This window comes from Baekduia alba, from assembly GCF_028416635.1.
GTDB lineage: Bacteria > Actinomycetota > Thermoleophilia > Solirubrobacterales > Solirubrobacteraceae > Baekduia > Baekduia alba.
Map to the genome: position 1 here is coordinate 3,938,571 of NZ_CP114013.1, position 26,868 is coordinate 3,965,438.

General features: G+C 75.8%; 27 protein-coding genes. 15 read left to right on the forward strand and 12 right to left on the reverse strand.

Translation table 11 applies throughout. The features are described 5' to 3' along the window. Positions 1-77: 77 nt before the first annotated feature. Complete coding sequence (locus DSM104299_RS19720) at positions 78-275, forward strand: hypothetical protein (protein WP_272473360.1); 198 nt, start codon at positions 78-80, stop codon at positions 273-275. Between the two features lie 14 nt (positions 276-289). Further along, positions 290-967, forward strand: a complete 678-nt coding sequence (locus tag DSM104299_RS19725; protein ID WP_272473361.1) for a hypothetical protein — start codon at positions 290-292, stop codon at positions 965-967. 22 nt (positions 968-989) lie between these two features. On the opposite strand, the gene DSM104299_RS19730 is transcribed toward DSM104299_RS19725, so the two are convergent. Beyond that, on the reverse strand, positions 990-1,403 hold the full coding sequence (locus DSM104299_RS19730) for a hypothetical protein (protein WP_272473362.1): 414 nt from the start codon (positions 1,401-1,403) through the stop codon (positions 990-992). A 355-nt stretch (positions 1,404-1,758) separates the two neighbouring features. Here DSM104299_RS19730 and DSM104299_RS19735 point away from each other — a divergent pair, with 355 nt between their 5' ends. Beyond that, a complete protein-coding gene (locus tag DSM104299_RS19735; RefSeq protein WP_272473363.1) occupies positions 1,759-2,658 on the forward strand; it encodes a YihY/virulence factor BrkB family protein in 900 nt (299 codons plus the stop codon). Here DSM104299_RS19735 and DSM104299_RS19740 read toward each other — a convergent pair. Next, on the reverse strand, positions 2,579-3,550 hold the full coding sequence (locus DSM104299_RS19740) for a LysR family transcriptional regulator (protein ID WP_272473364.1): 972 nt from the start codon (positions 3,548-3,550) through the stop codon (positions 2,579-2,581). The two genes, DSM104299_RS19735 and DSM104299_RS19740, sit on opposite strands and share 80 nt — an antisense overlap. Before the next feature lie 59 nt (positions 3,551-3,609). Here DSM104299_RS19740 and DSM104299_RS19745 point away from each other — a divergent pair, with 59 nt between their 5' ends. Beyond that, positions 3,610-4,500, forward strand: a complete 891-nt coding sequence (locus tag DSM104299_RS19745) for a PhzF family phenazine biosynthesis protein (RefSeq protein WP_432419787.1) — start codon at positions 3,610-3,612, stop codon at positions 4,498-4,500. Continuing rightward, on the forward strand, positions 4,497-4,913 hold the full coding sequence (locus tag DSM104299_RS19750) for a RidA family protein (protein ID WP_272473366.1): 417 nt from the start codon (positions 4,497-4,499) through the stop codon (positions 4,911-4,913). Before DSM104299_RS19745 ends, DSM104299_RS19750 begins: the two co-directional genes overlap by 4 nt. Positions 4,914-5,005: 92 nt before the next feature. On the opposite strand, the gene DSM104299_RS19755 is transcribed toward DSM104299_RS19750, so the two are convergent. Further along, a complete protein-coding gene (locus DSM104299_RS19755; protein WP_272473367.1) occupies positions 5,006-5,524 on the reverse strand; it encodes an OsmC family protein in 519 nt (172 codons plus the stop codon). Between the two features lie 95 nt (positions 5,525-5,619). Here DSM104299_RS19755 and DSM104299_RS19760 point away from each other — a divergent pair, with 95 nt between their 5' ends. Genes DSM104299_RS19760 through DSM104299_RS19790 form a run of 7 tightly spaced genes read left to right on the forward strand, consistent with a single transcriptional unit; the run spans position 5,620 to position 11,899 of the window. Beyond that, on the forward strand, positions 5,620-6,672 hold the full coding sequence (locus DSM104299_RS19760; protein WP_272473368.1) for an ABC transporter substrate-binding protein: 1,053 nt from the start codon (positions 5,620-5,622) through the stop codon (positions 6,670-6,672). A 4-nt stretch (positions 6,673-6,676) separates the two neighbouring features. Beyond that, complete coding sequence (locus DSM104299_RS19765) at positions 6,677-7,699, forward strand: ABC transporter permease (RefSeq protein WP_272473369.1); 1,023 nt, start codon at positions 6,677-6,679, stop codon at positions 7,697-7,699. Continuing rightward, a complete protein-coding gene (locus DSM104299_RS19770) occupies positions 7,696-8,445 on the forward strand; it encodes an ABC transporter ATP-binding protein (RefSeq protein ID WP_272473370.1) in 750 nt (249 codons plus the stop codon). The genes DSM104299_RS19765 and DSM104299_RS19770 overlap by 4 nt, the downstream gene beginning before the upstream one ends. A gap of 10 nt (positions 8,446-8,455) precedes the next feature. Further along, the gene (locus tag DSM104299_RS19775) at positions 8,456-10,312 is read left to right on the forward strand and encodes a copper resistance protein CopC (protein ID WP_272473371.1); all 1,857 of its coding nucleotides are present in this window, start codon (positions 8,456-8,458) and stop codon (positions 10,310-10,312) included. Then, positions 10,312-10,923, forward strand: a complete 612-nt coding sequence (locus DSM104299_RS19780; RefSeq protein ID WP_272473372.1) for a hypothetical protein — start codon at positions 10,312-10,314, stop codon at positions 10,921-10,923. Before DSM104299_RS19775 ends, DSM104299_RS19780 begins: the two co-directional genes overlap by 1 nt. A 2-nt stretch (positions 10,924-10,925) precedes the next feature. Continuing rightward, positions 10,926-11,480, forward strand: a complete 555-nt coding sequence (locus DSM104299_RS19785; protein ID WP_272473373.1) for a hypothetical protein — start codon at positions 10,926-10,928, stop codon at positions 11,478-11,480. Next, positions 11,477-11,899, forward strand: a complete 423-nt coding sequence (locus tag DSM104299_RS19790) for a hypothetical protein (protein WP_272473374.1) — start codon at positions 11,477-11,479, stop codon at positions 11,897-11,899. The genes DSM104299_RS19785 and DSM104299_RS19790 overlap by 4 nt, the downstream gene beginning before the upstream one ends. A 54-nt stretch (positions 11,900-11,953) precedes the next feature. Here the strand turns inward: DSM104299_RS19790 and DSM104299_RS19795 are convergent, their stop codons facing one another. Next, positions 11,954-13,264 carry a bifunctional o-acetylhomoserine/o-acetylserine sulfhydrylase gene (locus tag DSM104299_RS19795; RefSeq protein WP_272473375.1) on the reverse strand — a complete coding sequence of 437 codons (1,311 nt, stop codon included), beginning with the start codon at positions 13,262-13,264 and terminating at the stop codon, positions 11,954-11,956. A gap of 61 nt (positions 13,265-13,325) precedes the next feature. Here DSM104299_RS19795 and DSM104299_RS19800 point away from each other — a divergent pair, with 61 nt between their 5' ends. Further along, positions 13,326-14,360: an isopenicillin N synthase family dioxygenase gene (locus DSM104299_RS19800; RefSeq protein ID WP_272473376.1), complete on the forward strand. Its 1,035-nt coding sequence runs from the start codon at positions 13,326-13,328 to the stop codon at positions 14,358-14,360. A 21-nt stretch (positions 14,361-14,381) separates the two neighbouring features. Here the strand turns inward: DSM104299_RS19800 and DSM104299_RS19805 are convergent, their stop codons facing one another. Beyond that, a complete protein-coding gene (locus tag DSM104299_RS19805) occupies positions 14,382-15,263 on the reverse strand; it encodes a PHP domain-containing protein (RefSeq protein ID WP_272473377.1) in 882 nt (293 codons plus the stop codon). A gap of 4 nt (positions 15,264-15,267) precedes the next feature. Beyond that, on the reverse strand, positions 15,268-16,593 hold the full coding sequence (locus DSM104299_RS19810; protein ID WP_272473378.1) for a sulfatase family protein: 1,326 nt from the start codon (positions 16,591-16,593) through the stop codon (positions 15,268-15,270). A 59-nt stretch (positions 16,594-16,652) separates the two neighbouring features. Here DSM104299_RS19810 and DSM104299_RS19815 point away from each other — a divergent pair, with 59 nt between their 5' ends. Together DSM104299_RS19815 and cysC are read left to right on the forward strand one after the other, a co-directional pair. Next, entirely contained in the window at positions 16,653-17,441 is a 789-nt protein-coding gene (locus tag DSM104299_RS19815) for a Stf0 family sulfotransferase (RefSeq protein WP_272473379.1), read from the forward strand. Continuing rightward, positions 17,438-17,929 carry an adenylyl-sulfate kinase gene (gene cysC / locus DSM104299_RS19820; RefSeq protein ID WP_272473380.1) on the forward strand — a complete coding sequence of 164 codons (492 nt, stop codon included), beginning with the start codon at positions 17,438-17,440 and terminating at the stop codon, positions 17,927-17,929. Before DSM104299_RS19815 ends, cysC begins: the two co-directional genes overlap by 4 nt. A 4-nt stretch (positions 17,930-17,933) precedes the next feature. Here the strand turns inward: cysC and DSM104299_RS19825 are convergent, their stop codons facing one another. Genes DSM104299_RS19825 through DSM104299_RS19850 form a run of 6 tightly spaced genes read right to left on the reverse strand, consistent with a single transcriptional unit; the run spans position 17,934 to position 26,866 of the window. Then, a complete protein-coding gene (locus tag DSM104299_RS19825) occupies positions 17,934-19,160 on the reverse strand; it encodes a flavin-containing monooxygenase (RefSeq protein ID WP_272473381.1) in 1,227 nt (408 codons plus the stop codon). A gap of 21 nt (positions 19,161-19,181) precedes the next feature. Continuing rightward, a complete protein-coding gene (locus DSM104299_RS19830; protein ID WP_272473382.1) occupies positions 19,182-19,376 on the reverse strand; it encodes an MbtH family protein in 195 nt (64 codons plus the stop codon). Then, positions 19,373-23,161 (reverse strand): amino acid adenylation domain-containing protein, encoded by a 3,789-nt coding sequence (locus tag DSM104299_RS19835; RefSeq protein WP_272473383.1) that lies wholly within the window; start codon positions 23,159-23,161, stop codon positions 19,373-19,375. The genes DSM104299_RS19830 and DSM104299_RS19835 overlap by 4 nt, the downstream gene beginning before the upstream one ends. After that, positions 23,107-24,006 carry an isochorismatase family protein gene (locus tag DSM104299_RS19840; protein WP_272473384.1) on the reverse strand — a complete coding sequence of 300 codons (900 nt, stop codon included), beginning with the start codon at positions 24,004-24,006 and terminating at the stop codon, positions 23,107-23,109. Before DSM104299_RS19840 ends, DSM104299_RS19835 begins: the two co-directional genes overlap by 55 nt. Continuing rightward, positions 24,003-25,625: a (2,3-dihydroxybenzoyl)adenylate synthase gene (locus DSM104299_RS19845; protein WP_272473385.1), complete on the reverse strand. Its 1,623-nt coding sequence runs from the start codon at positions 25,623-25,625 to the stop codon at positions 24,003-24,005. The genes DSM104299_RS19840 and DSM104299_RS19845 overlap by 4 nt, the downstream gene beginning before the upstream one ends. After that, positions 25,622-26,866, reverse strand: a complete 1,245-nt coding sequence (locus tag DSM104299_RS19850; RefSeq protein WP_272473386.1) for an isochorismate synthase — start codon at positions 26,864-26,866, stop codon at positions 25,622-25,624. The genes DSM104299_RS19845 and DSM104299_RS19850 overlap by 4 nt, the downstream gene beginning before the upstream one ends. Positions 26,867-26,868 lie beyond the last annotated feature (2 nt).

Sequence of the window (26,868 nt, forward strand, 5' to 3'; positions counted from 1 at the left end):
TCTGCCGCCGCCGCCGCGGGCTGCCATCACCCCGTTCGGGGGATGCGAGCAGGGCTTTTGCTTCCTACGGTCGGCGCATGCTCCCTTCCGCCGATCGCACGGCCCGGACCGCCCACCGCCGCGCCCGCCACACCGTGCCGCGCGTGGTTCGGGGCACCGCGTTCTCCTGCGGCCTGGTCGCCGCGGCGGCCATGGGCACCGGGATCGCCGTCGTCCGCCATCGGCTCGGCCTGCACGACGTCTCCGGCGCGGTCACCGCCCCGCCTGCCCCGTAGGCGCGCCGAGCGCCATGAGCCGCGAGCGCTGGATGGCCGGGCTCTTCGCGCTCGGATCGCTGTGCTTCGTCGTCGGCCCGTTCCCGGGCTACGCGCAGCTCGTCGGCGCGCAGGCCGACGCGATCACGTTCTTCGTCGGGTCGATCTTCTTCACGGGCGGCGGGGCCCTGCAGTCCGGGATCGCGTTCGCCACGCGGCGCGGGTCGCACACCGGCCGCGCCGCGTGGCGCGCCGCCGCGGTCCAATCCGCCGGGACGGTGTTCTTCAACGTGACGACCTACCTGGCCTTGCACACGTCGCTCAGCAACGCCGACTACGACCGCGTCGTCTGGCGACCGGACGCGTTCGGCTCGATCTGCTTCCTGGTCTCGGGCCTGATCGCCTACCGCGCCTCGGCCCGCCACGGCTGGCGCCCGGCGCACGGCAGCCCGGGCTGGTGGGAGCCGGCGGTCAACCTGCTCGGATGCGTGCTCTTCGGCGTCGCGGCCGTCGCCGGCTACGTGGTCCCGGCCAGCGGCTCGCCGCTGGACCTGGCGGCCGCCAACGTCAACACCGCGCTGGGCGCCGCGTGCTTCCTGACCTGCGCGGTGGCGACGCTGCGCACGGGGCGCACGCTCAAGTCGCCGCGCCTGCGCCGCCTGCGGGCGCTGCGCCACCTACGCGGCGCGCGCGTCGCGCGCGACGGCGGCTGAGCGGCCCTGCACGTCGGCGGCCTCAGCACTTGTCCTTGGTCGCGTCCTGGAAGCCCTGCGCGGCGGTGACGACGCTCGCCACGTTCTGCCCGACCTGCACGGCGCCCGCGGCCGAGGGCGCGGAGGCCAACGTCTTGACCGACGTGTCGAGCGCCGAGACCGACGTTCTGAGCGCGGAGGTCTGCTGCGGGAAGTCGTCCTTGGCGGAGGCCACCAGCGCCTTCGCGCTGTCGTTGACCTTGGTCAGCTGCGTCTGGATCGCGCTGACGCTGGTGAGGTTGACGCTCTTGAGGTCGCTGACCGACTGCTGCAGGTCGCTGCGGTCGCCGCAGTAGCCGGGCTTGTCGCTGCTCGAGTTGCCGCAGGCGGCGAGCAGGGCGGCCGCCGCGACGGCGAGGGTCGCGGAGCCGATGAGGCGTGGCGTCGGGGAGCGCATCGTCGGGCGACCGTACGGCCCTCGACCGCGGCGCACATCATCCGCAACGGATGAGGCCGGCCGACACGACGCCGCCGTCGCCACCCCGACGAACGGGTAGTCGGCGGCGCCCGGACGATTGCGGTCGCCGCCGTGCGGGTCGAAGATCGCGGGCGACCGACACGATCGGGACATCGTGTCGGCCCTGTCGCGAGACGCTCCTAGGACCCTGCGCATGGGAGCGCGGCTCGCCTCCTGGAACGTCGAGGGGCTCGCTGCGATGCGAGCCCCTCGACGCGCCGCGACGGCTCAGAGCCGGCCGGAGCGGGTACAACCGTCGGCTCATGCGCTCTGCCCGTTCCCTGCGACGTGCTCGATGAGCGCACGGCGCAGGCTGCGCGCGGCGCCGGTCGTCCTGCTGCGCACGGGGCGGGCGTTCTACGACGACCAGATGACCCATCACGCGGCGGCGCTGACCTACTACGCGTTGATGTCGCTCTTCCCGGCGCTGCTGCTCGCCGTGTCGATCCTCGGCCTGGTCGGCCAGTACCCGGCGACCTACGACGCGATCCTCGGGTACCTGCGCGACGTCGTGCCGCCGTCGGCGCTCGTCCCGCTCGACAGCTCGCTGCGCACCGCGCTGCAGCAGAAGGGCACCGCGACGACGACGCTGGCCATCAGCGTCGTCGTCACGCTCTACGGCACGACGGGCGCGCTGGAGGCCGCGCGCCGCGCGCTGAACGTCGTCTTCGACGCCGACGGCGGCCGGCGGTTCGTCGTGCGCAAGGCGATCGACGTCGTCAGCACGGTCGTGTTGATGGCGCTGGTGCTGGTCAGCCTGGTCCTCGTCTTCGTCGGCGGCCACCTCGCGGAGGACCTGCTGGGCTTCCTCGGGCTGGGCGAGACCGTCGTGCGGATCTGGGACCTCGCCCGGTGGCCGGCGGCGGTGGCCGTCGCCATGCTGGTGTTCTCCTACATCTACTGGGTGACGCCCGACGTGCGCCAGCGCTCGTTCCGCTGGGTGACGCCGGGCGCGGTCGCCGGCGTGACGGTGTGGCTGCTCGGCTCGGCGGGGTTCTCGATCTACGTGAGCCGGGTCGCCGACGTCGGCGCGGTGTACGGCGCGTTCGCGGGCGCGATCATCCTCGTGGCCTGGCTGTGGCTGACCAACGTCGCGCTGCTGTTCGGCGCCGAGCTCAACGCGGAGATCGAGCGCGAGCAGCAACTCGGCGAGGGCGTGCCCGAGCACGCGACGCTGGATCTCCCGAACCGCTGAGCGACGTCGTGGCGACGAACGCGTCGCGCAGCGCCAGCGCGGCCGGCAGGGTGCTGCCGTCCGCGGCCACGGCGACGGCGACCGCGCGGCCGGGCGCCGGGTCCAGCGCCCGGATGACCGCGCCGTCGCCGTCGCGCTGGCCCATGAGCCGGGGCAGGACGGCGACGCCCATGCCGGCGGCCGCGAGGCTGCGGGCCGCGGCGTGGTCGTCGGTGGTCAGGGCGACGTCGGGCGTGAACCCGACCTCCACGCAGCGGCGGCGCACGAGCGCCGCACAGGCCGCGCCGCTGGCGAGGATCCAGCGCTCGCCGGCGAGCGCGCTGAGCGCCACGGGGTCGGCGCCCGCCTGCGGATGCGCCTCCGGCAGCGCGACGTCCATCGGGTCGGTGCCCAGCGGCGCGAGGTCCAGGCCGGTGCGGTCGAGCGTCGGATGGGCCGGGTCGTCGAAGACGATGGCGAGGTCGAGCGCGCCCCGCCGGACGAGGTCGGCGCCCACGTCGACCTCGCGCTCGTCGACCATCACCGACACGCTCGGGTGGGCGGCGCCGAAGTGGCGCAGCGCCGCCGGCAGGGCGCCGACCGTCGCGCTGGCGAAGATGCCGAGCCGCACGGTCCCGCCGGCCGAGCGCAGCAGGTCGGTCAGCTCGCGCTCGGCGTCGCGCAGCCGGCCCGACAGCTCGGCGGCGTGACGGGCCAGCAGCGCGCCCGCGGCCGTGGGGCGCACGCCGCGGGCGTGGCGGACCAGCAGCGGCGCGCCGACCTGGCGCTCGAGGGCGGAGACGTGCTGGCTGACCGCGGCCGGCGAGAACCGCAGCTCCCGCGCGGCATCGGTCATCGAGCCGCCCTCGACGACGGCCAGGAACACTTCGAGACGGCGGGGGTCGAGCTTCAAGCTGTGCTTAACGTACACCGCGGACATCCTCGTTGTGCTTGATCCGCCACGGGCGCACGATGTGGGGCGTGCCTGCTCTCCCCTTCGCCCTCGTCGACGTGTTCGCGACCACCCCGCTCGCCGGCAACCCGCTCGCGGTGGTCCTCGACGCCGACGCCCTCCCCGACGCGACGCTCCAGCAGATCGCCCGGGAGCTCAACCAGTCCGAGACGACGTTCGTCCTGCCCCCGCGCGACCCGAGCGTGACGCTGCGGCTGCGGTCGTTCACCGCCGACGGCTCCGAGGTCACCGGCGCCGGCCACAACGCGCTCGGCGCCTGGTGGTGGCTGGCGGAGACCGGGCGCGTCGAGGTCGGCGGGCTGCGCCAGGAGCTCGGCGACGCGGTGCTCGACCTCGAGATCAGCCGCGCAGGCGAGCGGCTCGAGGTCGCGATGCGCCAGGCGGCGCCGACCGTCGGCGCCGCCGCCCCGGTCGCGGCGCTCGCGGCCCCGCTCGGGCTCGCGGTCGACCAGCTCCGCGACGGCGGGGCGCAAGTCGTCTCCACCGGCGCCGCGCACCTGCTCGTCGAGGCCCGCGACGAGCAGGCCGTCGACGCCGCCCGCCCCGACGCCCCGGCCCTGGCCGCGGCGCTCGCCGACGCCGGCGCGCAGGGCTGCTACCTGTTCGCGCGCCGCGCCCCGGGCGCCGACGCCGCCGCCTACGCGCGCTTCTTCAACCCGACCGTCGGCCTCTGGGAGGACCCGGCCACCGGCAGCGCCGCCGGCCCGTTGGCCTGGTGGATCGCCGGCTCGGCCGGCCCGGCGCGGATCGGCATCGACCAAGGCCATGCCCTTGGTCGGCCCAGCCGGATCGCGGTCGCGGTCGACGGCGACGCGGTGACGCTGCGCGGGTCGGCCGTGCTGACCGGCGACGGCAACCTGCACATCCCCGAGCACGAGGACCACGCATGACGCCCGCCGACCCGCTCGCGATCGAGGCCGTCCCGGTGGCGCCCGACCGCTTCAGCGCCTACGCCTACTCGGCCGCGATCGCGGTCGGGAACCTGCTCTTCGTCTCCGGCCAGTCGTCGGTCGACGACGACGGCGCCACCGTCGGCGCCGGCGACTTCGAGGCCCAGGGCCACCAGACGTTCCGCAACCTGCGGCGCGCGCTGGAAGCCGGCGGGTCCAGCCTGGCCGACGTCGCGAAGGTCACGATCTTCCTGACCGACATGGCGCACATCGGCGCGGTCGTCGCGCTGCGCAAGCGGTACTTCACGGCGCCCTACCCCGCCGACAGCCTCGTCGAGGTCCGCGCGCTCTCGCGCCCCGAACTCGAGATCGAGATCGAGGCGATCGCCGTCCGGCGGCCGCCGGCGGGCTAGCCGGGCTCCTCGGCCGGCCGGCCGTCGCGTCGGCGCCGTCGCGTCCGTGGTCCGCGTGACGCCGCCGCAGGGCGGCTGACCGCGCGCGGCCGCTAGCCCTCCGCCAAGCGCGCGGTGACGGGCACGGGGTTGGCCACCGTGCTCGGGATCGGCGCGCGGCGGAGGGCGTGGTCGACCAGCGCGTCGAGCTCGAGGCGGTCGGCGTCGGCCTCCAGGTGCACGGTGATCCGGATCGCCTGGAAGCCCGGGTGGCCGTCGGCCAGGCCGTAGGCGGCGGGCAGGTTGACGTCGCCCTCGACGTCGACGCTCAGCCGCTCGATCCTGACGCCGCGCGTCGTCGCCGCGCCGGCCAGGCCGACGATCAGACACTGCCCCACCGCGCCGAGCAGGAGGTCTTCAGGGCTGGGCCCGGTGCCGGTCCCGGCCAGCTCGGCGGGCTCGTCGCCGGCCAGCGCGGGCTCCGGGCCCACGTGCGCCTCGGTGCGGTAGCCGCCGAGCCAGCGGACGCCGGCGGCGAAGCGCACCGGTTCGTCGCGCCGCGCGCGCAGCCGGTCGGCGGCCGCGCGCACCGCGGCCGGATCGACGCCGTTGATGCTCGTCGTAGCGGTCATGACGCAGAGGCTACGCCATTTCGTGGCTTTTCCGATTGCCTTTGTGTAGATTGCCGCCCGCACGCACATGCACGAGCTCTTGGAGGTGCTCGACGATGACCGATCCTCACGCGTCGCTTTCCCGACGCCAGCTGCTTCGCCGGACCGCCGTCGGCGCCGGCGTCCTGACCGTCGGCGGCGGCCTGCTCGCCGCCTGCGGCAGCGATGACGACAACAACGCCGCGACCGCCAGCAGCGCCGGCAAGGCCGCGCCGGTGTCCAACAAGCCGATCGTCCTCGCTTGGGGCGGGGCGGCCTGCGAGGCGCCGCTGTACGCCGCCCACCACCTCGGCTACTTCAAGGACGAGGGGTTGAACATCAGCCTTCAGCAGGTCGGCGGCGACGCCCTGCACGACGCGGTGTCCACCGGCAAGGTCGCCGGCGGCCCGGGCATCCTGTTCCAGTGGCTCAAGCCGATCGAGCAGGGCCTCAACGTCAAGCTCACCTCGGGCCTGCACGAGGGCTGCCTGCGGTTCGTCACGCCCAAGGACTCCGGGATCAAGACGCTCTCCGACGTCAAGGGCAAGACGATCGTCACCGACGAGATCAACGGCTCGGCGATGGCGTTCTTCTCGGTCGACCTCGCCAAGGCGGGGATCAACCCGGAGAAGGACGTCACCTGGAAGCAGGTGCCCTTCGACCAGGTCGCCAAGACGCTGTCCAAGGGCGTCGGCCAGGTCGCGGCGGCGCCGGACCCGGCCGCGTACTTCCCGCTGGACGACGGCTCGGCGATCCAGCTCGACACCAACCTCAACGCCCAGCACGTCAACGAGTACTGCTGCGTCACGGCGCTCAACGGCGACCTGGTCAAGAAGGACCCGGCCACCGCCGCGGCGATCGTCCGGGCGTGGGGACGCGGCTCGACCTGGGTCGGCAAGAACCTCCCGGCCGCCGCCCAGCTCGAGATCGACAACAAGTACGTCGCGGCGCCCAAGGAGCTGCTGGTCAAGCTGCTCGGGCAGTACGTGTGGGACCCGGGGTCCAAGGACCTGCAGGCGCAGCTCGAGAAGGGCGCGGTCGCGTTCAAGGGCACGGGCTACCTGGACTCCGGGACCGATCCGAAGCAGCTCGCGCAGCTGGCGTTCGCGCCGCTGCCGAACGTCGCCTAGCGCGATGGCGACGACGGTCTCCCCCGCCGCGGTCGCCGACGCGGGCGTGCGCCAGGCCGGCGCGCGCTCGCGGTCGGCGGTGCGCGGCGGCGCCTGGGGCGCGGCGGCGGCGCTGGTCTGGGCGGGCGCGGCGGGCCTCACGCAGTGGTGGCCCAACCACAACATCCTGCTCGCCTACACCGGCACGATCGTCGCGATCACCGCGGGCGTGGCGGTCGCGGTCGCCCTGGCCACCGTCGCCGGCACGCGGCTGCGGCCGGTCGGCGACTGGGTCCGCTGGGCCGGCCCGTGGCTGGTCGTCAGCGGGATCTGGGTCGCGGGCTGGCAGGTGCTGACGGCCAAGACTGGGGAGCTCGCTCCGCCCTACTGGGCGGCGCCGCAGGCGTTCGTCAACACGTTCCACGAGGACGGTTCGCTGCTGCTGGACAGCACGTGGCACTCGCTGCGGCTGCTGTTCACGGGCTACGCGATCGGCGCGTCGATCGGCTTCCTCATGGGCGTGGCGATGGGCTGGTCGCAGCGCGTGAACTACTGGCTGCACCCGATCCTGCGCACGCTGGGCCCGATCCCGCCCGCCGCGCTGGTGCCGATCTTCTTCGTGATCCTCCCGTCGATCACGAGCGCGTCGATCCTGCTGGTGGCGATGGCCGCGTGGTTCCCGGTCACGATGCTCACCTACTCGGGCGTGTCGGTCGTCTCGCGCTCCTACTACGACGTGGCGCTGACGCTCGGCGCGCGGCCGCGCTTCCTCGTCTGGCGCGTGGCGGTGCCCGCCGCGCTGCCGTCGGTCTTCGTCGGCTTGTTCATGGGGTTGGGGATGACGTTCATCACCTTGGTCATCGCCGAGATGCTGGGCGCCAAGAACGGCCTGGGCTGGTACATCCAGTGGCAGCAGCGCTGGAGCGCCTACCCCAAGATGTACACCGCGATCCTGGTGATGGTCATCCTGTTCTCGGGGTTGATCACGCTGCTGTTCCGGACCCGCGGGCGGGTGCTGTCGTGGCAGAAGGAGCTGGTGCGCTGGTGAGCGCGCTCGACCTCGACCGCGTCTCGCACGCCTACGGCGACCTCGCGGTCCTCGACGACGTCTCGCTGGCCGCCGAGGCCGGCGAGCTCGTGGCGATCCTCGGCCCGTCGGGCTGCGGGAAGTCGACGTTGCTGCGCCTGCTGGCCGGGCTGGAGGCGCCGACCGCGGGCACGGTGGTCGTCGACGGCGCGGCGGTGTCCGGGCCGTCGCCGGAGCGCGCGCTGGTCTTCCAGGACCCAACGCTCTTCCCGTGGCGGACGGTCTGGCAGAACGTGGCGATCGGACCGCAGGCGCGCGGCCGGCTGGCCCAGGAGCGCGAGCGCGTAGATGAAGCCATTGCCTTGGTGGGCCTGGACGGCTTCGCCCATGTCCGCCCGCAGCAGCTCTCGGGCGGCATGGCGCAGCGCGCGGCGCTGGCGCGGGCGCTCGTCAACAGGCCGTCCCTGCTGCTGCTCGACGAGCCGCTCGGCCGGCTCGACGCGCTCACCCGGCTGACGATGCAGCGCGAGCTGCTGCGGCTTTGGGAGGGCGGCGGCTTCACCGCGCTGCTCGTCACCCACGACGTCGACGAGGCGCTGGTGCTCGCCGACCGCGTGATCGTGATGAGCCCGCGGCCGGCGCGGATCCTCGCCGACGTGCACGTGGACCTGCCACGCCCGCGCGCCCACGACGACCCGCGGCTGATCGACCTGCGCCGCGAGGTCCTGGGCCTGCTGGGCTTCGACGAGGTCCCGGCGGCGCGGTGAGCGCGGACGGATGCCGCGCGCGCTCGTCATCGTGGTGTTGGTGCTGTTGGCGCTGCCCGCCGGCGCGGCCGCGCACGCGTCGCTGATCGGCGGCGACCCGGAGCCGGGCGGCGTCGCGCCGGCGGCGCCGCGGGCGGTGACGATCCGCTTCGACGAGGCGGTCGACCCGTCGCTGGCCGTCGTCCGCGTCGAGGACGCGCGCGGCCGGCGCTGGGACGTGGGCGGCGTCACAGCCGCGTCGGGCCACGCGGTCCGCGTCGCGCTGCGCCGCGGCGCGCCGGACGGCCCCTACGTCGTGCTCTACCGCGTGGTCTCCGACGACGGCCACACGATCCCGGGCGGGTTCGGCTTCGCGGTCGGTCGCGACGCGGTGCCGCCGCCGACCCGGCTGGACCCCGGCGCGGGCGGCGCAGCGGCGCTCGGCGCCCCCGCCGGGCTGGGCACGGCAAGCGCGGCCGCGCGAGCGATCCGCGACGGCGGGCTGGCGATCGCCGCCGGCGCGCTGCTGTTCCTGGTGCTCGTCTGGCCCGCCGCGCTGCGGGAGGCCGCAGGCGCCGATCCGCGCTGGCGGCGCGCCGCGGACGCGTTCACGCGGGCGCTGCGGCGGCTCGTCGCGGCGGCGGCCGCGGTCGGCGCCGCGGCCTCCGTCGCACTCGTCCTGCTCGCCGCCGCGCCGAGCGACGTTTCCGAGCGGACGGTGTCGGCCGTGCTGCGCACGCACTTCGGCCTCGCCACCGCGATCGGCGCGGGGCTGCTGCTGGCGGTGGCGCTCGCCGCGACGCTGCTCGGCGGCCCTCGCGCGACCGCCGCTGCCGCGCCCGCCGAGCCGCCCCGTGCGCCGACCGCAGGCGCATCGAGCCCGCGCGGCGCCGAGGCGGGCCCGACCGGCCGCGGGGCGGGGGCGATGGTCCCGAGCCTGCGCGTCGCGGAGCTGGGCGCGACCGGGCACGCCGTGGCGGCCGTCCCGCGCCGCGCGGTGATCGGCGCGGGTGCGGTCGCCCTCACGCTGGCCGCCGTGCCGGTCCTCGCCGGCCACGCGACGACGCGCGCCGATCCGGCGCTGCTGGTCGCCTCCGGCACCGCGCACGTCCTGGCGGCGTCGGCGTGGATCGGCGGCATCGCCGTCCTGCTGACCGCCGTGGCCGCCGCGACGCGCGCGCTGGAGCCGGCCGACCGGACCGTCCTGCTGCGCGCCGCGCTGCGCCGCTTCTCGACGGTCGCGGCCGCCGCCGTCGGCGTGCTGGCGCTGACCGGCGCCGTGCAGGCGATCGTCGAGGTCGGCGCGCTGCACGCGCTGACCGGCGCCGCGTTCGGCCGCGCGGTCCTGATCAAGGTGGGGTTGTTGCTCGTCGTCGCCGGGATCGCGGCCGCCCACCGCCTCGAGCACCTGCCCGGCCTGGCCGGCCGCGCCGCGGACGGGGCGTCGCCCGGTCCGGTCGGCCATGCCGTCCGGCGCACGCTGCGCGCCGAGGCGCTCGGCCTGGTGGCGATCCTCGCGGCGACCGGCGCGCTCGCCGGCTCCGCCCCGCCCGGCGGCGCACCGCCCGGCCCGGCCGACGTCGCGCTGCGCTTCGAGCAGGCGTCGGCGCGCGGCCAGCTCACCCCCGCCCGCGCCGGAGCCAACACCTTGTCCTTCACGCTCGCCCGCCGCGGCGACGCCCGCGCGTTCGCCGACCTCGAGCACGTCGCCGTCCTCGCCACCGGGCCGGGCGGCCGCACCGTCCGGGCCGCGACGCCCGGGCGCCGCGACGGCGCCTACCGCCTTCCTTTGACTCTCCCGGCGAACGGGACGTGGCGCCTGGCGCTGACGCTCCGCGTCGACGCCTTCAACACCGCCACCCGCACAACCCGAGTGACCATCCACTGATGCCCCGCCGCGCCACGCTGCTCGCCACCGCCGCCGCCGCCGCGGTCCTCGCCGCCGCCCCGCCGGCCTCCGCCCACCTCGGCCGCGCCGGCTTCACGGCCACCGTGCGCGCGGTCGAGCCGGCCACGCCCGGGCTGCACGTCGCGGTCCTCGGCGGCGACGACCAGCTCTCGGTGACCAACATCACCAACAAGACGGTCACCGTCCTCGGCGGCGCCGGCGAGCCGTACGTGCGGTTCGCGCCTGGCGGCGCGGTCGCCGTCAACCTCAACGCGCCGAGCCTGTACCGCGACGGGGGCGGCCTCGAGGCCGCCGCGGCGCCCGCCTCGGCGTCGCCCGCCGCGGCGCCCCGCTGGCAGGTCGTCGCGCGCAGCGGGACCTACGCGTGGCACGACCGGCGGATCCGCGGCGCCGCCGGGGCCTGGACCGTCCCGCTGCGCGTCGGCACGCACGCCGCGACCGTCAGGGGCGCGCTCGCGCGCGCCAAGCCCGGCGGCGGCGGGACCAACCCCTTCATCTTCTTCGGCCCCGTGGCCCTCGTGCTCGCGGCCGTCCTGTTCCTCGGCCGGCGCGAGCGCCGGTCCTCTCCCACCACCGCGGAGGCCTGGTAGCCGTGCCGTCACGCTTCGCCTACGTCGCCCACTGCCTGCTCAACCAGAACAGCAAGGTCGACGAGCTGGCCGTCTGCGCCGGCGCCTACACGCCGCTGGTCGACACGCTGCGCGAGCGCGGCTACACGCTGCGCCAGCTTCCGTGCCCGGAGCTGGCCTTCGGCGGCTTCACCCGCTTCTGGAACGTCCGCGAGCAGTACGACACCACCGGCTTCCGCCGCCACGCCAAGCGCCTCGCCGACCCGGTCGTCGCGGCGATCGCGCACGACCTGCGCGACGGCGGCGAGGTGCTGATCGTCGGCGTCGACGGCTCGCCGACGATGGGCGTGGCGCTCTCGCCGTCGGGCACCGACTGGGGCGGGCGCCCGGACAAGCCCGGCGACTACGACTGCGAGCTGGTCCAGGGCCCCGGCGTCTTCGTCGCGGTGCTGCTGGAAGAGCTCGCGGCGCGCGGGCTCACCGGCATCCAGGCGCGCGGCTTCGGGACCGACCTGCCGGACTTCGACGCCGACGCCGCCCTCGACGCGCTGCTGGCCGGCGTCGGGAGCGCGTCGTGAAGGGCCGGGACGGGCGCTCGCTGCGCGTCGCGCTGGTCAGCGACGCGATCCTCAACGCCGCGCCCGGCACCGACGCCGACCGCCTCCGCGCCGGCGTGACCGACCAGGGCTGGGGCTTCGTCGCGCTGCCGCCGAGCGACCTGCCGGAGGCCGCCGCCGCCGCGTGGCTGGCCAACATCGCCGACCTGACCGCCGAGTTCACGCGCCACGGGCTCGCCGTCGTCGTCCTCTTCGCGACCTCCGAGCGGCGCGAGCGCCGCCGCCTCGTCCTCGACGCGCTGGCGGCCGCGACCGCGACCACGACCCCCACCGCCCACGGCGACGCCGACGCCCCCGCGCTGGTCGACCCGATCCTCGCCGACCTCTCCCGCCGCTCCGCCGCGCACACCGTGCAGCCGCCGAGCTGGGTCGCCTCCTGAGCGCCGAGGCTGCAGGCGCCGCCGGCCGTTCGCGACCGGCGGCGTCCCGCGCCTCTACGCCGACGCGGAGGCGGCGAAGGCCTGCTCGAGGTCGGCCAAGATGTCGTCGATGCCCTCGATCCCGACCGAGAGCCGGACGAGGTCGGGGGTGATGCCCGACAGCGCCTGCTCCTCGGGCTTGAGCTGGTGGTGGGTCGTGGAGGCCGGGTGGATGGCCAGCGAGCGGACGTCGCCGACGTTGGCGAGGTGGCTGTGAAGCTCGAGCGCGTCGATGAACGCGCGGGCGCGCTCGGCGCCGCCCGCGATCCCGAAGGCGAGGACCGCGCCGGAGCCGCGCGGCAGCAGCCGCTCGGCGCGCGCGTGCCACGGCGAGGACGCCAACCCCGGGTAGGTGACCCAGGCGACGTCGTCGCGCGCCTTCAGCCACTCGGCGACCGCGCCCGCGTTCTCGACGTGGCGCTCCATCCGCAGGCTCAGCGTCTCGAGCCCCTGCAGGAAGTTGAAGGCGTTCTGTGGCGCGATCGCCGAGCCGAAGCTGCGCAGCAGCGTCAGCCGCGCTCGCGAGATGTAGGCCGCGTCCTCGAAGGCCTCCACGAAGTCCAGGCCGTGGTAGGACTCGTCGGGATGGTTGAAGTGTGGGAAGCGCGGGTTGCCCCGCCACGGGAACGTGCCGCCGTCGACGATGACGCCGCCGATCGACGTGCCGTGGCCGCCGATGAACTTGGTCGCCGAGTGCACGACGACGTCGGCGCCCCACTCCAGCGGGCGCAGCAGGTACGGCGTCGCCAGCGTGTTGTCCACCACCAACGGGATCCCCGCGTCGTGCGCGATCGGCGCCAGCCCTTCGAGGTCGAGCACGTCGCCACGCGGGTTGCCGATCGTCTCGCCGTAGAACGCCTTGGTCTCGGGCCGGATCGCGGCGCGCCAGGCGTCGAGGTCGTCGGGATCCTCGACGAACGTGACCTCGATGCCGAGCCGCTTGAGCGCGTAACGCAGCAGGGTGTAGGTCCCGCCGTAGAGCGAGGCGCTGGCGACGATGTGGTCGCCGGCGTCGGCGAGGTTGAGCAGCGCGAAGGTCTCCGCCGCCTGGCCGGATGCGACGGCGAGCGCGCCCACGCCGCCCTCCAGCGACGCGATCCGCTGCTCGAACGCGTCCTGCGTCGGGTTGACGACGCGGGTGTAGGTGAACCCCTCCTCCTCCAGGTCGAACAGCGCCTTGGCGTGCTCGGTGTCGCGGAAGACGAACGAGGTGGTCTGGTAGATCGGCACGGCGCGCGCGCCCGTGGCGGGATCGGGCTGGGTGCCCGCGTGGATCTGTCGCGTCTCGAAGCTGAGGGTGCGCTCCGCGGCTTGCAAGTCGGTCATCGACACGCGACACTAAGATCGCTTTCCTACTTTGTCAATGGGAATTAGGATGTTTACGGCCATGAGCGATACCACGAGCCCCCTCCCCGTCCTCGACATCAGCGGCTTCCGCGCCGACCCCGAGAGCCCCGACGGCCGGGCCTTCGTCGCGCAGCTGCGCACGACGTTCCACGAGATCGGCGCCGCCTACCTCGTCGGCCACGCCGTCGCCGACGGCCTCGACGCCCGCGTCTTCGACGTCGCGAACGCGTTCTTCGCGCTGCCCGAGGACCAGCGGTTGGAGATCGAGAACGTCAAGTCCTCGCAGTTCCGCGGCTACACCCGGCTCGGCGGCGAGCGCACCAACGGCCGCCAGGACCTGCGCGAGCAGATCGACATCAGCCGTGAACTGCCGGTGCCGGAGATCGGGCCGGACGACCCGGCGTGGCTGCGGCTGCGCGGCCCGAACCTCTGGCCGGAGCAGCTGCCGGAGTTCCGGACGGTCGTGACGCAGTGGCTCGAGGAGCTGGAGGCGATCGGCAAGGCGCTCATCCGCGCGGTCGCGCTCGCGCTCGGCCAGCCGATCGACCACTTCGACGACGCCGTCACGCCGCCCGAGATCCTCTCGAAGATCATCCGCTACCCGCCACCGTCCGAGGAGTTCCCCACCGATCAGGGTGTCGGCGCGCATACCGACGGCGGCTTCCTGACCTTCGTCCACCAGGACGCGGTCGGCGGCCTGGAGGCCGAGGTACACGGCGAGTGGGTCCGGCTGCCGGCCCGCCCCGGGGCGTTCGTCATCAACATCGGCGAGATGCTCCAGCTCGTCAGCCAGGGCTACTTCCGCGCGACGCCGCACCGCGTCGTGTCGCCCCCGAAGGGCGTGCCGCGCGTGTCCATCGCCTACTTCTTCAACCCCAAGTTCGAGGCCAAAGTCGAGCCGGTCACGCTCCCGCCGGAGCTGGCGGCCGAGGCGCCCGGCGGCGAGAGCGCCGACCCCGACAACCCCATCCTGGCCAACTACGGTGACAACTCGCTGAAGGTCCGCCTGCGCGCGCACCCCGACGTCGCCGAGCGCCACCACGCCGACCTGCTCGCGGCCAGCCCGCGCACCTGACCGGCATCGTTCTCTATTGAATTAGTCGAGATACGGTTGGGCCACCCGGCCCAGCACCGGCTCCAACCCGTAGGTCGCGAACGCGCCGAAGCGGGCGAAGCGCGGATGCTCCGGCCCGTGGAAGTCGGCCGAGCCGGTCGCCAGCAGGCCGAGCCGCAGCGCATGCTCGTGCAGCAGCCGCACCTGCGCCTCGGTGTGCGTGACGTAGAAGGCCTCGACGCCGTCGAGCCCGGCGGCGGCGAAGCGCTCGAGGCTGGCGACGACCGCGGCGGGATCCTCGACGTCCCAGAACGGGTGCGCCCAGACGGCGAGCCCGCCCGCGGCGTGGATCGTCGCGATCGCCTCCGCGACCGTCGGCCGCTCGCGGCCGCGGTAGGCCGGGGCGCCCGGGGTCAGGTAGGCGACGAGGAGGTCGCTGAACGTCTCCAGCCCCTCGGCCGCGACGCGCTGCGCGTTGGCCGGATGCGCGAAGGCCGCCTCGGCGAGGTGCGGGCGGCCGATCGGCAGGTCGCCGGCCCGGCGCGCCGCCAGCGGCGCCGCGTCGAGCGCCCACCCCAGCTCGCGCAGCGCGGCGGCCATGCGGTCGGCCCGCGCCGCCCGCTCGCCGCGGTAGCCGGCGAGGGCCGCGAGCAGGTCCGGGTCGCGATGGTCGATCGCGTAGCCCAGGACGTGGAGGTCCTCGTGGGGCGGGTCGACCGCGGAGACCTCGACCGCCGTCACGACCGCGATCCCGGCCTCGCGCCCGGCCGCCAGCGCCTCGGCGACGCCGTCGACCGTGTCGTGGTCGCTGAGCGCCAGGAGCTCGATGCCCGCCTGCGCGGCGCGACCGACGACGTCGGCCGGCGCGAGCGCGCCGTCGGAGAACGTCGAGTGCGACTGCAGGTCGAAGCGCGGGACCGCCATCGCGTCAGTCGATCTCGTGCTCGTGCGCGCCGACCGGCGGCAGCGTGGGCTCGTCCGGCGACAGGCCCGCGGGGTCGTTGACGACGCCGCCCGCCGGCACCGGCACCGGGCCGTCGAGCAGCGGGTCGGCCGTCTCGGCCATCCACCGCGCCAGGCGCTCGTCGAGCGCCGCCCGGATCTCGCCGGCCGCGGGATCGCCCGCGAGGTCGCGCATCTCGCCCGGGTCCATGACCAGGTCGTACAACTGCTCGCGCGGGCGGCGCCGCTCGCGCCAGCCGGCGGCGACGAGCAGGTCCTTGGACGGCGAGTCGTCGACGTTGGGCAGGACGGGCTCCAGGCGGTCGCCGAACTGGCGAATGTACTTGTAGCGCTTGGTCCGGATCGCCCGCTGCGGGTCGTAGGCCACGTGGTAGGTCAGCTCCGCGAACAGCTCGTCGCGGATCTCGTCGCGCTCGCCCCGCGCCAGCGGCAGCAGCGAGTGGCCGGCCAGCGCGTCGGGCAATGGCGCGCCCGCCAGCTCGCACAGCGTCGGGTAGATGTCGACGTGGGAGACCAGCGCGTCGGTCACGTGGCCCCCGAGGAAGCCGCTCGGCCCGCGGATGATCAGCAGGACGCCGAGGCCGCGGTCGGTCAGCGTCGCCTTGGCGCCGGGGAACGGCAGGCCGTGGTCGGTCGTCAGGACCAAGATGGTGTTGTCGACCAGGCCCAGCTCGTCCAGCCCGTGCAGGATCGCGCCGACGCCCTGGTCCAGGGACCGCGCGCTGGCCTTGAACGACGCCATGTCCGAGCGCGTCTCGGGCGTGTCGGGCAGGTGCGCGGGCGGCGCGCCGTACAGCGCGTCGCGCACCGAGGAGGGCTCGAAGAACTCGCGGTGGGTCTCGAAGAAGCCGATCGACAGGAAGAACGGCTGCGGCGGGCGGCTGCGCAGCAGCTGCAGCGCGGCGGGCGCGATCGAGTGCACGCGGGTCGAGCCGATGTCGACCACGTGGTCGTAGCCGAGGACGTTGGGATCCTCGGAGAGGTGCTGCTCGCCGATCAGCGCCGACCAGTACCCGGCCTCGCGCAGCGGGTGGACGATGTGGCGCCCGTAGTCGTTGAGCTTCCAGCCGCGATGCGCCAGCCCCGTCATGCCGTTGACGTGCGCCCATTGGCCGGTGAGCAGGCAGGCGCGCGAGCCCGAGCAGGACGGCGCGGCGCAGAACGCCTGCCGGAACAGCAGGCCCTGGTCGGCCAGCCGCTGGATGTTCGGGGTCGGGATCTGGTGCCCGTAGGGCTGCACGTAGCGGCCCGTGTCGTGGCTGTGGAGGTAGATGATGTTCGGGCGGTCCATGACGATCTGGCCTGAGGTTCCTCGAATACCTTTATTCCAACTGGTTACATAGAGAATGCATGCCCGACTCCGCCTATCTCGTCGTCGCCACCCCGCGCAGCGGCAGCACCCTGCTGTGCGAGACCCTACGGGCCACCGGCGTCGCGGGGATCCCGCTGGAGCACTTCGAGGTCCTCCGGCACTCCAGCCAGCCGCGGCAGCCGCGCGAGCACTTCGACGGCGTCGACGACCCGGAGGTCCTGGACCTGCTGTCGCCGCTCGACCCGCCGCGCCCCGACCCCGAGCCGGCGGCCGCCTGGTGGGCCAGGATCGTCGCGGCGGGCACCACGCCGAACGGCGTCTGGGGCGGCAAGCTGATGTGGGGCCACGTCGGCGACCTGCTCGCCCGCGCCCACGAGCTGGACGAGGTCCCGCCGTCGCCGGATCTCGGCGCCACGCTCACGGCCCTGCTCGGCCCGGAGCTGCGGCTCGTGTTCGTCACGCGTCCGGACAAGGTCGCCCAGGCGGTGTCGCTCTGGCGCGCCGTCCAGACGCAGACCTGGCGCGCCGGGCGCGGCACGCCGGCCGACCAAGCGCGGTACTCCTTCGCCGGCATCGACCACCTCGTCGCCCAGCTCGAGGACCACGACGCCGCGTGGCGCACGTGGTTCGCGGCGAGCGGCCGCACGCCGCACGAGGTGTCCTACGACGACCTCGCCGCCGACCCGGCCGGCGTCGTCGGCGGCGTGCTGCGGTTCCTCGGGCTGCCCGACGACGACGTGCCCGCGCCGGCCACCGAGCGCCAGGGCAACGCGCGCTCGGCCGCGTGGGCCGACCGCTACCGGGGCGAGCGCGAGGCGGTCGCGTGACGGGCCGCGCCGCCCCCGTCTCGCAGCTGCGCGCGCTGGAGGCCGAGGCGGTCCACACGGTCCGCGAGGTCGTCGCCGAGCTCGAGCACATCCGCCACGGGCTCAACGACGACCTCAGCTTCCGGCCCGGCGACCGCGCCGAGAACATCCGCCGCGTCGGCCACGTCGCGCGCCTGCTCGCCGACGCCGGCGTCGTGGCGGTCGTCTCGCTGGTCTCCCCGCTGGCCGCCGACCGCGCCGTGCCGCGCACGCTGCACCGCGTCGCGGAGCTGCCGTTCTTCGAGGTCTTCGTCGACACCCACGCCGACGAGTGCGCGCGCCGCGACCCGAAGGGCCTCTACGAGAAGGCGCGCGCCGGGCAGATCCAGGGCTTCACCGGGGTCGACGCGCCCTACGAGGCGCCGGAGCGGCCGGAGGTGCGCATCCCCACGGCCCACCTCGACGTCGACGCCGCCGTCGAGCGCATCCTCGAAGCGTTGCGCGCCTGAGCGCTCAGACGATCGGGGTCAGGCGCGGATCGCACAGCGGATCGTCGGCGGCGACGGGCGCCGACGCCGACGCCACGGCGCAGTACGCGGCGGCCGCGCGGCCCAGCCGCCGGGCCTCGAGCCGGATCTCGCGCAGGTTGCCGGTCAGGGGGTTGGCGAAGCCGACGAGGAACAGGCCCGGCGCGGCCGGAACCGGTAGGCCGCCGCCGACCACGGGGCGCCCGCCGGCGTCCAGCGCCGGCGATCCGGCGCCGAGCAACGCGGCGAGGTCGGCGCGGTAGCCGGTCGCGGCGATCACGGCGTCGGGCACGATCCACGCGTCCCCCACCGCGACCCGCGGGCCGGCGAAGCGCCGCAGCGGCCCGACGACCTCGATCCGTCCACTCCGCACCGCGTCGGCGAAGCCGGGCACGGAGATCGGCACGACGCCGCTGGCCGCGTAGCTCGCCGAGATGGATTCGGCCGGCAGCGGCAGCCCGTAGGACGACAGGTCGCCGACCGCCCGGCGCTGCAGCCCGCGCATGATCCGGTCGCCGACGCCGGCGGGCAGCCGGCGCGTGCCGATCGCGACGAGGACGGTCGGGACGCCGAGGACCGTCCGCGGCACGATCTGCGGCGGCGTGCGGACCGCCAGCCGCACGCGCGCCGCCCCGCCCTCCGCGAGGTCCAGCGCGATCTCCGCGCCCGAGTTGCCGGCGCCGGCGACCAGCACGTCGCGGCCCCGATACGGCGCGGCGTCGCGGTAGCCCGCGGCATGCGCCACTTCGCCCGCGAACCCCGAGCGCCCCGGCCAGTCCGGGGTGTGCGGCACGCTGCACGTGCCGGTGGCGACCACCGCGATCGGGGCGGCGAGCGGCCCGGCCGACGTCTCGACAATCCAGCCGCCGTCCCGTCCCGGCGCGATCGTCCGCACGGTCACGCCCGACCGCACCGTCAGGCGCCGCCGCCCCGCGTAGTCGCGGAGGTAGGCGGCGACGTCGTCGCGCGAAGGCCAGCGACCGGTGCGTCGCGGCAGCCGGCGCCCGGGCAGGCCGGCGGTCGACCGGACGGTGTTGAGCCGCAGGCGGTCGTAGTGGTGCGCCCACGCCGCGCCCGGCCCGTCGCCGCGCTCGAGCACGAGCGCGGTCAGCCCGCGGCGCTGCAGCTCGGCCGCCGTGGCCAGGCCCGCGGGCCCGGCGCCGACGACGATCGCGTCGTGCCCGTTCGTCGCGGCGGAGTCCAGCGCGGCCATGGGACGACATTGTGCACCGATTCAGTGGGATTTGCTAGCCGGCTCGTCCGGCCGCGCCTCGATCCGCGCCAGGCAGGCCGGTCGCGCGGCGGGGCCGAAGTCGATCGACCAGCCGGCCGGGACGTCGGCCCAGGCCGGCCAGAGGCATCGCGCGCCGGCGGCGTTGGCCAGGACCACGTACTCCCCATTGGGGTCGTCGAACGGCGAAAGGCTCACGCGAGAACCTCCGCGCGCGCGCCGCCCAGCGCCGCGCCGAGGGTGTCCGCGACCACCTCCACGGCGCCGGGGCGCACCAGCTCGGGGTGCGTGCAGTCCAAGGTGGTGGTGATGACCGCGCCCGTGACGTGCGGCTCCCAGGCCCGGGGCGTCAGCCAGGACTCGGCGCGCGGCGCGCCCGCGACGAACATGTAGGCGTCGCCCCGGAACGGGCGGTGCTCGGCGCGGCGCATCAGCCCGGCGGTGTGCGCGACGGTCCGGACGACGGACGCCAGGGCCGGCGCCGGCAGCGACGCCAGCGCGCTGCCGTGCTCGGCCAGAAGCGCCCGCGTGGCCTCGACGTCGGCGGGCGCGAGCTCCGGGTCCAGGCCGCCCATCAGCAGCAGCGCCCGCAGCGCCTCCTGCTCGGTCGGCGGCGCGAGGTGGCGCCACTGGTCGCCGGGGTAGGCGTCGAGCAAGGCAAGGACCCCGACCTGCTCCCCGGCGTCCTGGATCTGCACGGCGATCGCGTGCGCGATCACGCCGCCGACCGACCAGCCGACGAGGTCGACCGGGCCGTCGGGCTGCCGTTCGCGGACGCGCGCGACGTAGCGGGCGGCGAGGTCGTCCAGCGTCGCGTCGCCCGCTGATCCGTCGGCCTGCAGCGCGATCACCGGCCGCCCCGCCGGCAGCCGGGCCGCCAGACCGCCGTAGCACCAGCCCAGCCCGCCGGCCGGATGGACGCAGAAGATCGGCCGCGCGCCGGGCGCGCCGGCGCGCAGCTCCAGGAGCGGCTCGAGCGCGTCGGCGCGGCCGCCGTCGTCGAGGCGCGCGGCCAGGGCCGCCGGGGTCGGCGCCGCGAAGAGGCTGCCGATCGTGAGGTCGGCGCCGAGCGCCGCCCGGATCCGGCCCGCCAGCCGCGCGGCGAGGAGCGAGTGGCCGCCGAGGTCGAAGAGGTTGTCGTCGGGCCCGACGCGCGGAAGCGCGAGCGCGTCGGCGAACAGCGCGCACAGCGCCTCCTCACGCGGCGTCGCCGGCGCGCGCCCCTCGCCCGCGGCGACCGCGGCCGGGGCCGGCAGCGCGGCGCGGTCCAGCTTGCCCGCCGGCCCGACCGGCAGCGCGTCGAGCAGCAGCACGGCGGCCGGGACCATCGCGTCGGGCAGCACGGCCGCCGCATGGCGCCGCAGCGCCGCCGGCTCGGCCGGCGCGCGCTCGTCGAGCACCACGTAGGCGACCAGCCGCGGGTCCCCCGGCCGGTCCTCGCGCACGACGACCGCCGCCTGCTCGACGGACGGATGACGCAGGAGGGCGGCCTCGACCTCGCCCGGCTCGATGCGGACGCCGCGGACCTTGACCTGCAGGTCGGTGCGCCCGAGGTAGGCGATCGCGCCGTCGGGGCGCCGGCACGCGCGGTCGCCCGTCCGGTACATCCGCGCGCCCGGCGCTCCGTGCGGATCGGCGACGAAGCGCTCGGCGGTCAGCCCCGGCCGGCCGCGGTAGCCCTCGGCCAGCTGCACGCCGGCCAGGTACAGCTCGCCGGGCACGCCGGCCGGGCACGGCTGCAGCGCCGCGTCCAAGATGTAGGCGTCGGTGTTCCAGATCGGGCGGCCGATCGGGATCGTCGCCTCGCCGCGCGGGTCGCAGGCGTGGTGGGTGACGTCGACCGCCGCCTCGGTCGGCCCGTACAGGTTGTGCAGCTCGGTGGCGGGCAGCGTCGCGAAGAGCCGGCGCGCGAGGTCCGGGCCGAGCGCCTCGCCGGACGTGACGACGCGCCGCAGCGAGGTGCAGGTCGCCGCCGCGGGCTCGCCGAGGAACGCGGCGAGCATCGACGGGACGAAGTGCGTGGTGGTGACGTCGTGCGCCGTGATCGCGTCGGCCAGCGCGGGCGGATCGCGGTGCGCGCCCGGCGCCGCGACCACCTGCGTGGCCCCGACCGTCAACGGCCAGAACAGCTCCCAGACCGAGACGTCGAAGCCCAGCGGCGTCTTGAGCAGCACGCGGTCGTCGGCGCCGATCGCGAAGGCGCCCTGCATCCACGCCAGCCGGTTGACGATCGCCCGGTGCGCGATCGCCACGCCCTTCGGCCGCCCGGTCGAGCCCGAGGTGTACAGGACGTAGGCGAGGTCGTCCGGCCGCGGGCCGTCGCCCAGCGCCACGCTCGCGCCGCCGCCCTCGATCCCCCGCGCCGACACGACGCAGACCGGCGCGGCGTCGGCGCGCATCATCGCCGTGCGCTCGGCCGGGGCGTCGGGCTCCAGCGGCACGTACGCCGCGCCCGTCCGCAGGATCGCGAGCAAGGTCACCATCAACGCGGCGCAGCGGTCGAGCGCGACGCCGACGACCGCGCCCGGGCGCGCGCCGCGTGCCGCGAGCTGGCCGGCGAGCACCGCCGCCGCGCGGTGCAGCTCCGCGTAGGTCAGCGTCGCGTCCGCGGCCACGACGGCGCGCGCGTCCGGCGTCCGCGCCGCCTGCTCGGCCAGCCGCGACCACAGCGTGCCGCCGCCGGCGGCGACCCGCGCGCCCCGCGCCGCGCCCAGCTCGGCCTCGCGCTCGGCCGGCCGCGCGACCGCGACGCGGCCGGACGGCCCGTCCTCGTCGCGGGCCAGCAGCGCGGCCAGCCGCTCCGCGTGGGCCGCCACGTCGCCGACGCCATGGCGGGCCGGGTCGGCCTCGACCATCAGGCGGTCGCCGCTCAGCGTGAGCGTCAGGTCGTCGACCGGCCCGGCGGCCAGGTTGCGCACGGTCGCCGGCCGGCCCGCGAACGCGATCTCGCGCAGGAACGGCTTGACGTTGACCAGCGGCCCGACGAGCCGCCGCTCCTCGCCGAGCAGCCCGAGGTCGCGCCGCAGGTCCTCGTAGCGGTAGCGACCGTGACGCCGGATCTCGGCCAGCCCGCGCGCCGCGTCCTCGGTCAGGGCCGCGACCGTGCGCGCCGGCGTGACGGCCAGCCGCAGGGGCAGGACGTTGATCCAGCACGCCGGCACGCGCGCCGCCGGCGAGCCGAGCCGGCCCATCCACGGGACGCCGAGCACGACGTCGTCGGCGCCGGTCATCCGGTGCAGCCAGACGGCGATCAGCGCCAGCGCGCGCGGCGCGTCGAGCGCGCGCGCCAGCGGGACGGCGACGCGGTGCGGCGCGCCGGGGGCGTCGCCCGCCCCGCCGGCGACGGCCGGCGCCGCCTCCAGGCCCGCCAGCCGCGTCCGCCAGAAGTCGCGGTCGCCCGCGCGCCGCTCCGACGCGGCGTAGGCGGTGTCGAGGTCGTCGAGCGCGGCGAGCGTGCCGAACGCCTGCCCGTCCTCGCCCGCGTAGCGCTGCGCGGCGCGGCGCAGCAGCAGCGACGTCCCGTAGGCGTCGGTCGCCAGGTGGTGGATCGCCTGGTACCACCACACCCGCCCGTCCCCGAGCCGCAGCACCGCCTGACGGCACAGCGCGCCCGCGCCGAGGGCGAACGGCCGCGCGCGATCGGCGGCCATCCACGCGTCGGCCTCCGCCGCGCCGGGCACGTCGAGCAGCGGGACCGACGGCGCCGCGGCGCCCAGCTCCTGGAACGGCTCGCCGTCCGCGCCGGCGCCCAGCCGCGCCCACAGCCCCTCGGCCGCGCCGAGCGCCTCGCCCACCGCGCGCGCCAGCCGCGGAACGTCCGCCCCGGCGCCCAGCTCGACGCAGTCGGCCGTGACGAACGCCGGGCTCGCGGCGTCGAGCTGCTGCGCGAACCAGATCCCGCGCTGCGCGGAGGTCAGCCGGCGCCGCGTCACGCCGCGACCGACGGCGCGCGCCGCCGCTGCGCGGCCGCGACGACCGCCCACCACGCGTCCAGCGTCGGCTCGATCTCGGCCAGGTCCTCGAACGACACGTCGGCGCCGCGCTCGCGCCACCGCGTCAGCAGGCTCATGACCATGATCGAGTCCAGGCCCAAGTCCATCAGGTCGGTCGCGCCGTCCAGGACCGCCGGCGGATCCTCGACCGCGCCGAGCAGGTCGGCTGCGACGTCGGCGCGCGTCAGCCCGGCGCCCGCCGCGGCGACCGCGTCGAGCACCGCACCGGTCGTCGTCACGACCGCGCACCGCTGCGCGCCCCACGCCAGCGCCATCCGGTGGTCGTCCTGCGAGAAGTCCGCGATCGCGTCGGCGACCAGGAACGGCTCGACCTCCTGCATGAACGCGTGGCACGCGGTCATCAGGCAGCCGATGTGGCCGTAGATCCCGACCACCAGCAGCTGATCGCGGCCCTGCTCGCGCAGCACCGCGTCCAGCTCGGTGCGCACGAACGCGCTGTAGCGCCACTTCGTCAGCCGGACGTCGCCCGGGCGCGGCGCGAGCTCGTCGACGATCGCCTGCCCGGCGGGCCCCGCGGCGATCCCGTCGCCCCAGAAGTCCTGCAGCAGCCCCCGCTGCTCGAGCGTCTGGCCGCCCGGTTGGGCGGAGTAGATCACCGGGATGCCCAGCTGCGCGCAGCGGTCGCGCAGCGCCGCGATGTTGGACAACAACTCCGGGATCGGCTCGGCGCCGCGGTCGAACGCCGCCAGGAAGTGATGCTGCATGTCGTGGATCAGCAGCGCGCAGCGGTCGGCGGCCGGGCGCCAGTCGACGCGGTTGGCCGGCAGCTCGGTCGCGGTCGGCATCGGGTACGGGGTGATGCGCGGGAGGGTCATACGGGCTCCTCGATGAGGGACGCGGCAACCGCCGCTCGGAGATCGCGCCGGCTCACCTTGCCGACGCCGGTCAGGGGGAACTCGGCGACGACCGCGACGCGGTCGGGCACCTTGTAGGCCGCGACGCCGCGCTCGCGCAGGAAGCGGCGGACGTCGCCGGCGGTCGGCGGGGCGGGTGCCTCGGCGCGCGCGACGATGACCGCGCACGATCGCTCACCAAGCCGGTCGTCGGGCACCGCGACGACCGCGACGTCGTGCACGGCCGGATGGTTCAGCAGGTGGCCCTCGACCTCGTCGGGCGCGATCTTCTCGCCGCCGCGGTTGATCTGGTCCTTGGCGCGGCCCTCGACCACGAGGTGGCCGGAGGGCAGGCGCCGCACGACGTCGCCGGTCCGGTAGAAGCCGTCGGGCGTGAACGCGCCCGGGTCGGCGTCGTCGTAGTAGCCGCGGATCGTGTACGGGCCGCGGGTGAGCAGGTGCCCCAACTCGCCGTCGCCGACGTCGGCGTCCGCGTCGTCGACGACGCGGACCTCGTCGAACGCGTCGCTGATCGGGCGGCCCTGCGTGCCGGCGACGAGGTCGTCGTCGTCGTCGGAGCGCGTGTAGTTGACCAGCCCCTCCGCCATGCCGAAGACCTGCTGCAGCCGGCACCCGAACGCGGGCGCGACGCGCCGCGCGGCCTCGGGCGCGAGCTTGGCCCCGCCGACCTGCAGCAGCTCCAGCGAGGACAGGTCGTCGGAGGCGTCCGACGACCGCGCCTCGAGCCACGCGAGCAGCAGCGGCGGGACGAGCGCGGTGATCGTGACGCGCTCGCGCGCGATCAGCGCGAACGCGGCGCGCGGCTCCGGCGACGGCGCGAGCACGACGGTCCCGCCGGCGTGCAGCACGCCGAGGATCCCGGGCGAGCTCATCGGGAAGTTGTGGGCGGCGGGCAGCGCGCACAGGTAGACGCTCGCCGGCGTCAGGTCGCAGATCGCCGCGCTCTCGCGCACCGAGTACAGGTAGTCGTCGTGCGTGCGCGGGATCAGCTTCGGCGTGCCGGTCGTCCCACCCGAGAGCTGCAGGAACGCGACGGCGTCCGGCCGCGCCTGCGGCAGCGCGCCCTCGGCCGGCGCCCGCAGCGCGTCGAGCTCGGAGGCCAGGACGACGTGCCGCAGCGACGGCACCGTCGCGGTGACGTCGCGCGCGAGCGCGCCGTGGTCGAAGCCGGCGTGCCGGTCGACCGTGACGATCGCGGTCGCCTCGGCCGTCGCGGCGAAGGCCACCATCTCGGTCCGGCGGTGCGCGGGAAGCGCGAAGACCGGCAGCGCGCCGGCGCGCCACAGGCCGAAGAGCACCTCGACGTAGGCGGGGATGTTGGGCAGCTGCACCACGACGCGGTCGCCGGCCGCGATGCCGAGGTCGGCGAAGCCCTGGGCCAGCGCGGTGGCGCGGGCGTCCAGCTCCGCGTAGGTCCAGCGCTCGTCGCCTCCGACGACCGCGGTGCGCGGCCCGAACCGCGCGGCGCGGTCGGCGAGCAGCGCGCCGAACGTCTCCCCCGTCCACAGGCCGGCGGCACGGTAGCGGGCGGCGTCGGCCGCCGGCCACGTCGGGCTGCGCCGCAGCGGGTGGGCGGTCATGCGACGCGCTCCTCGTCGCGCGTCCGCGCGGGAGCGGCTTCGCCGGCCAGGCCCAAGGCCTCCAACATGGTCCGGCACTTCGCGGTGGTCTCGTCCAGCTCGGCGCGCGGGTCGGAGTCGGCGACGATCCCCGCGCCCGCCCACAGCCGGACGCTGGCGCCGCGCACCTCGCCGCAGCGGATCGTCACCGTCCACTCGCCGTCGCCGGACGCGTCCTGCCAGCCGAGCGCGCCGGAGTAGAAGCCGCGCGGGAGCGCCTCGAGCTGCGCGATCACGTCGCGCGCCGTGTCGCGCGGCGTGCCGCACACCGCGGGCGTCGGGTGCAGCGCCGCGACCAGCGCGAGCGAGCTCGTCGACTCGTCGACCAGCCGGCCGCGCACGCGCGTGGCGAGGTGCCACATCGTCGCGGTGCGGTGCAGCTCGGGCCCCGCCGGGACGTCGAGCGCCGAGCACAGCGGCGTCAGCGCGGCGCGCACCGCGTCGACGACGACCGCGTGCTCGTCGCGGTCCTTGGGCGAGCGCAGCAGCTCGGCGGCGCGGCGCGCGTCCTCGACCGGGTCGGGATGGCGCGGCACCGAGCCGGCCATCGGATGCGCGACGACCTCCAGGCCGGAGCGCCGGATCAGCAGCTCGGGGCTCGCGCCGACGAGCGTGCGCGGCGCGCCGGCGGCACCGTCGTCGTCGCGCGGCAGGTCGACCGCGAACGTGAACGCCCGCGGGTCGGCGGCCGCCAGGTTGCGCACGACGCCGCGGACGTCGACCGGCGCTTGGGCCTCGACGTCCAGGCCGCGCGCCAGGACGATCTTGCGCAGCGACCCCTCGCGCAGCCGGCCCAGCGCCGCGCCGACCGCGTAGGCGTAGGCCTCGGGCGCGGGCACCGCCCGCACCGTCGCGCGCTGGTCGTCCAGGACCACCACCGCGTCGTGCGGCCAGAGCAGCAGCGGCCCGGCCACCGCCAGCTCCTCGGGGACGACGAGCCGGGCGCGCTCGCGGCGGTCGAACGGCACGGCGCCGACGACGACCGCGGCGGGATGGCCGCCGGCCACCACCTCGTCGAGCAGCCGGCCGGCGCGCTCGGCGATGGTCGCGAGCTGGTCGCGGCGCGCGGTGATCGGGACCACGGCGTGGGCGCCGCGGGCCAGCAGCGTGCGCGTGCCGCCCGCCAGCAGGCTGCCCTCGCCGGGCGCGTAGGCGGCGAGGAGGTCTCGGGGATGGGCGTCGGCAGGAAGGAGGGTCATCATGT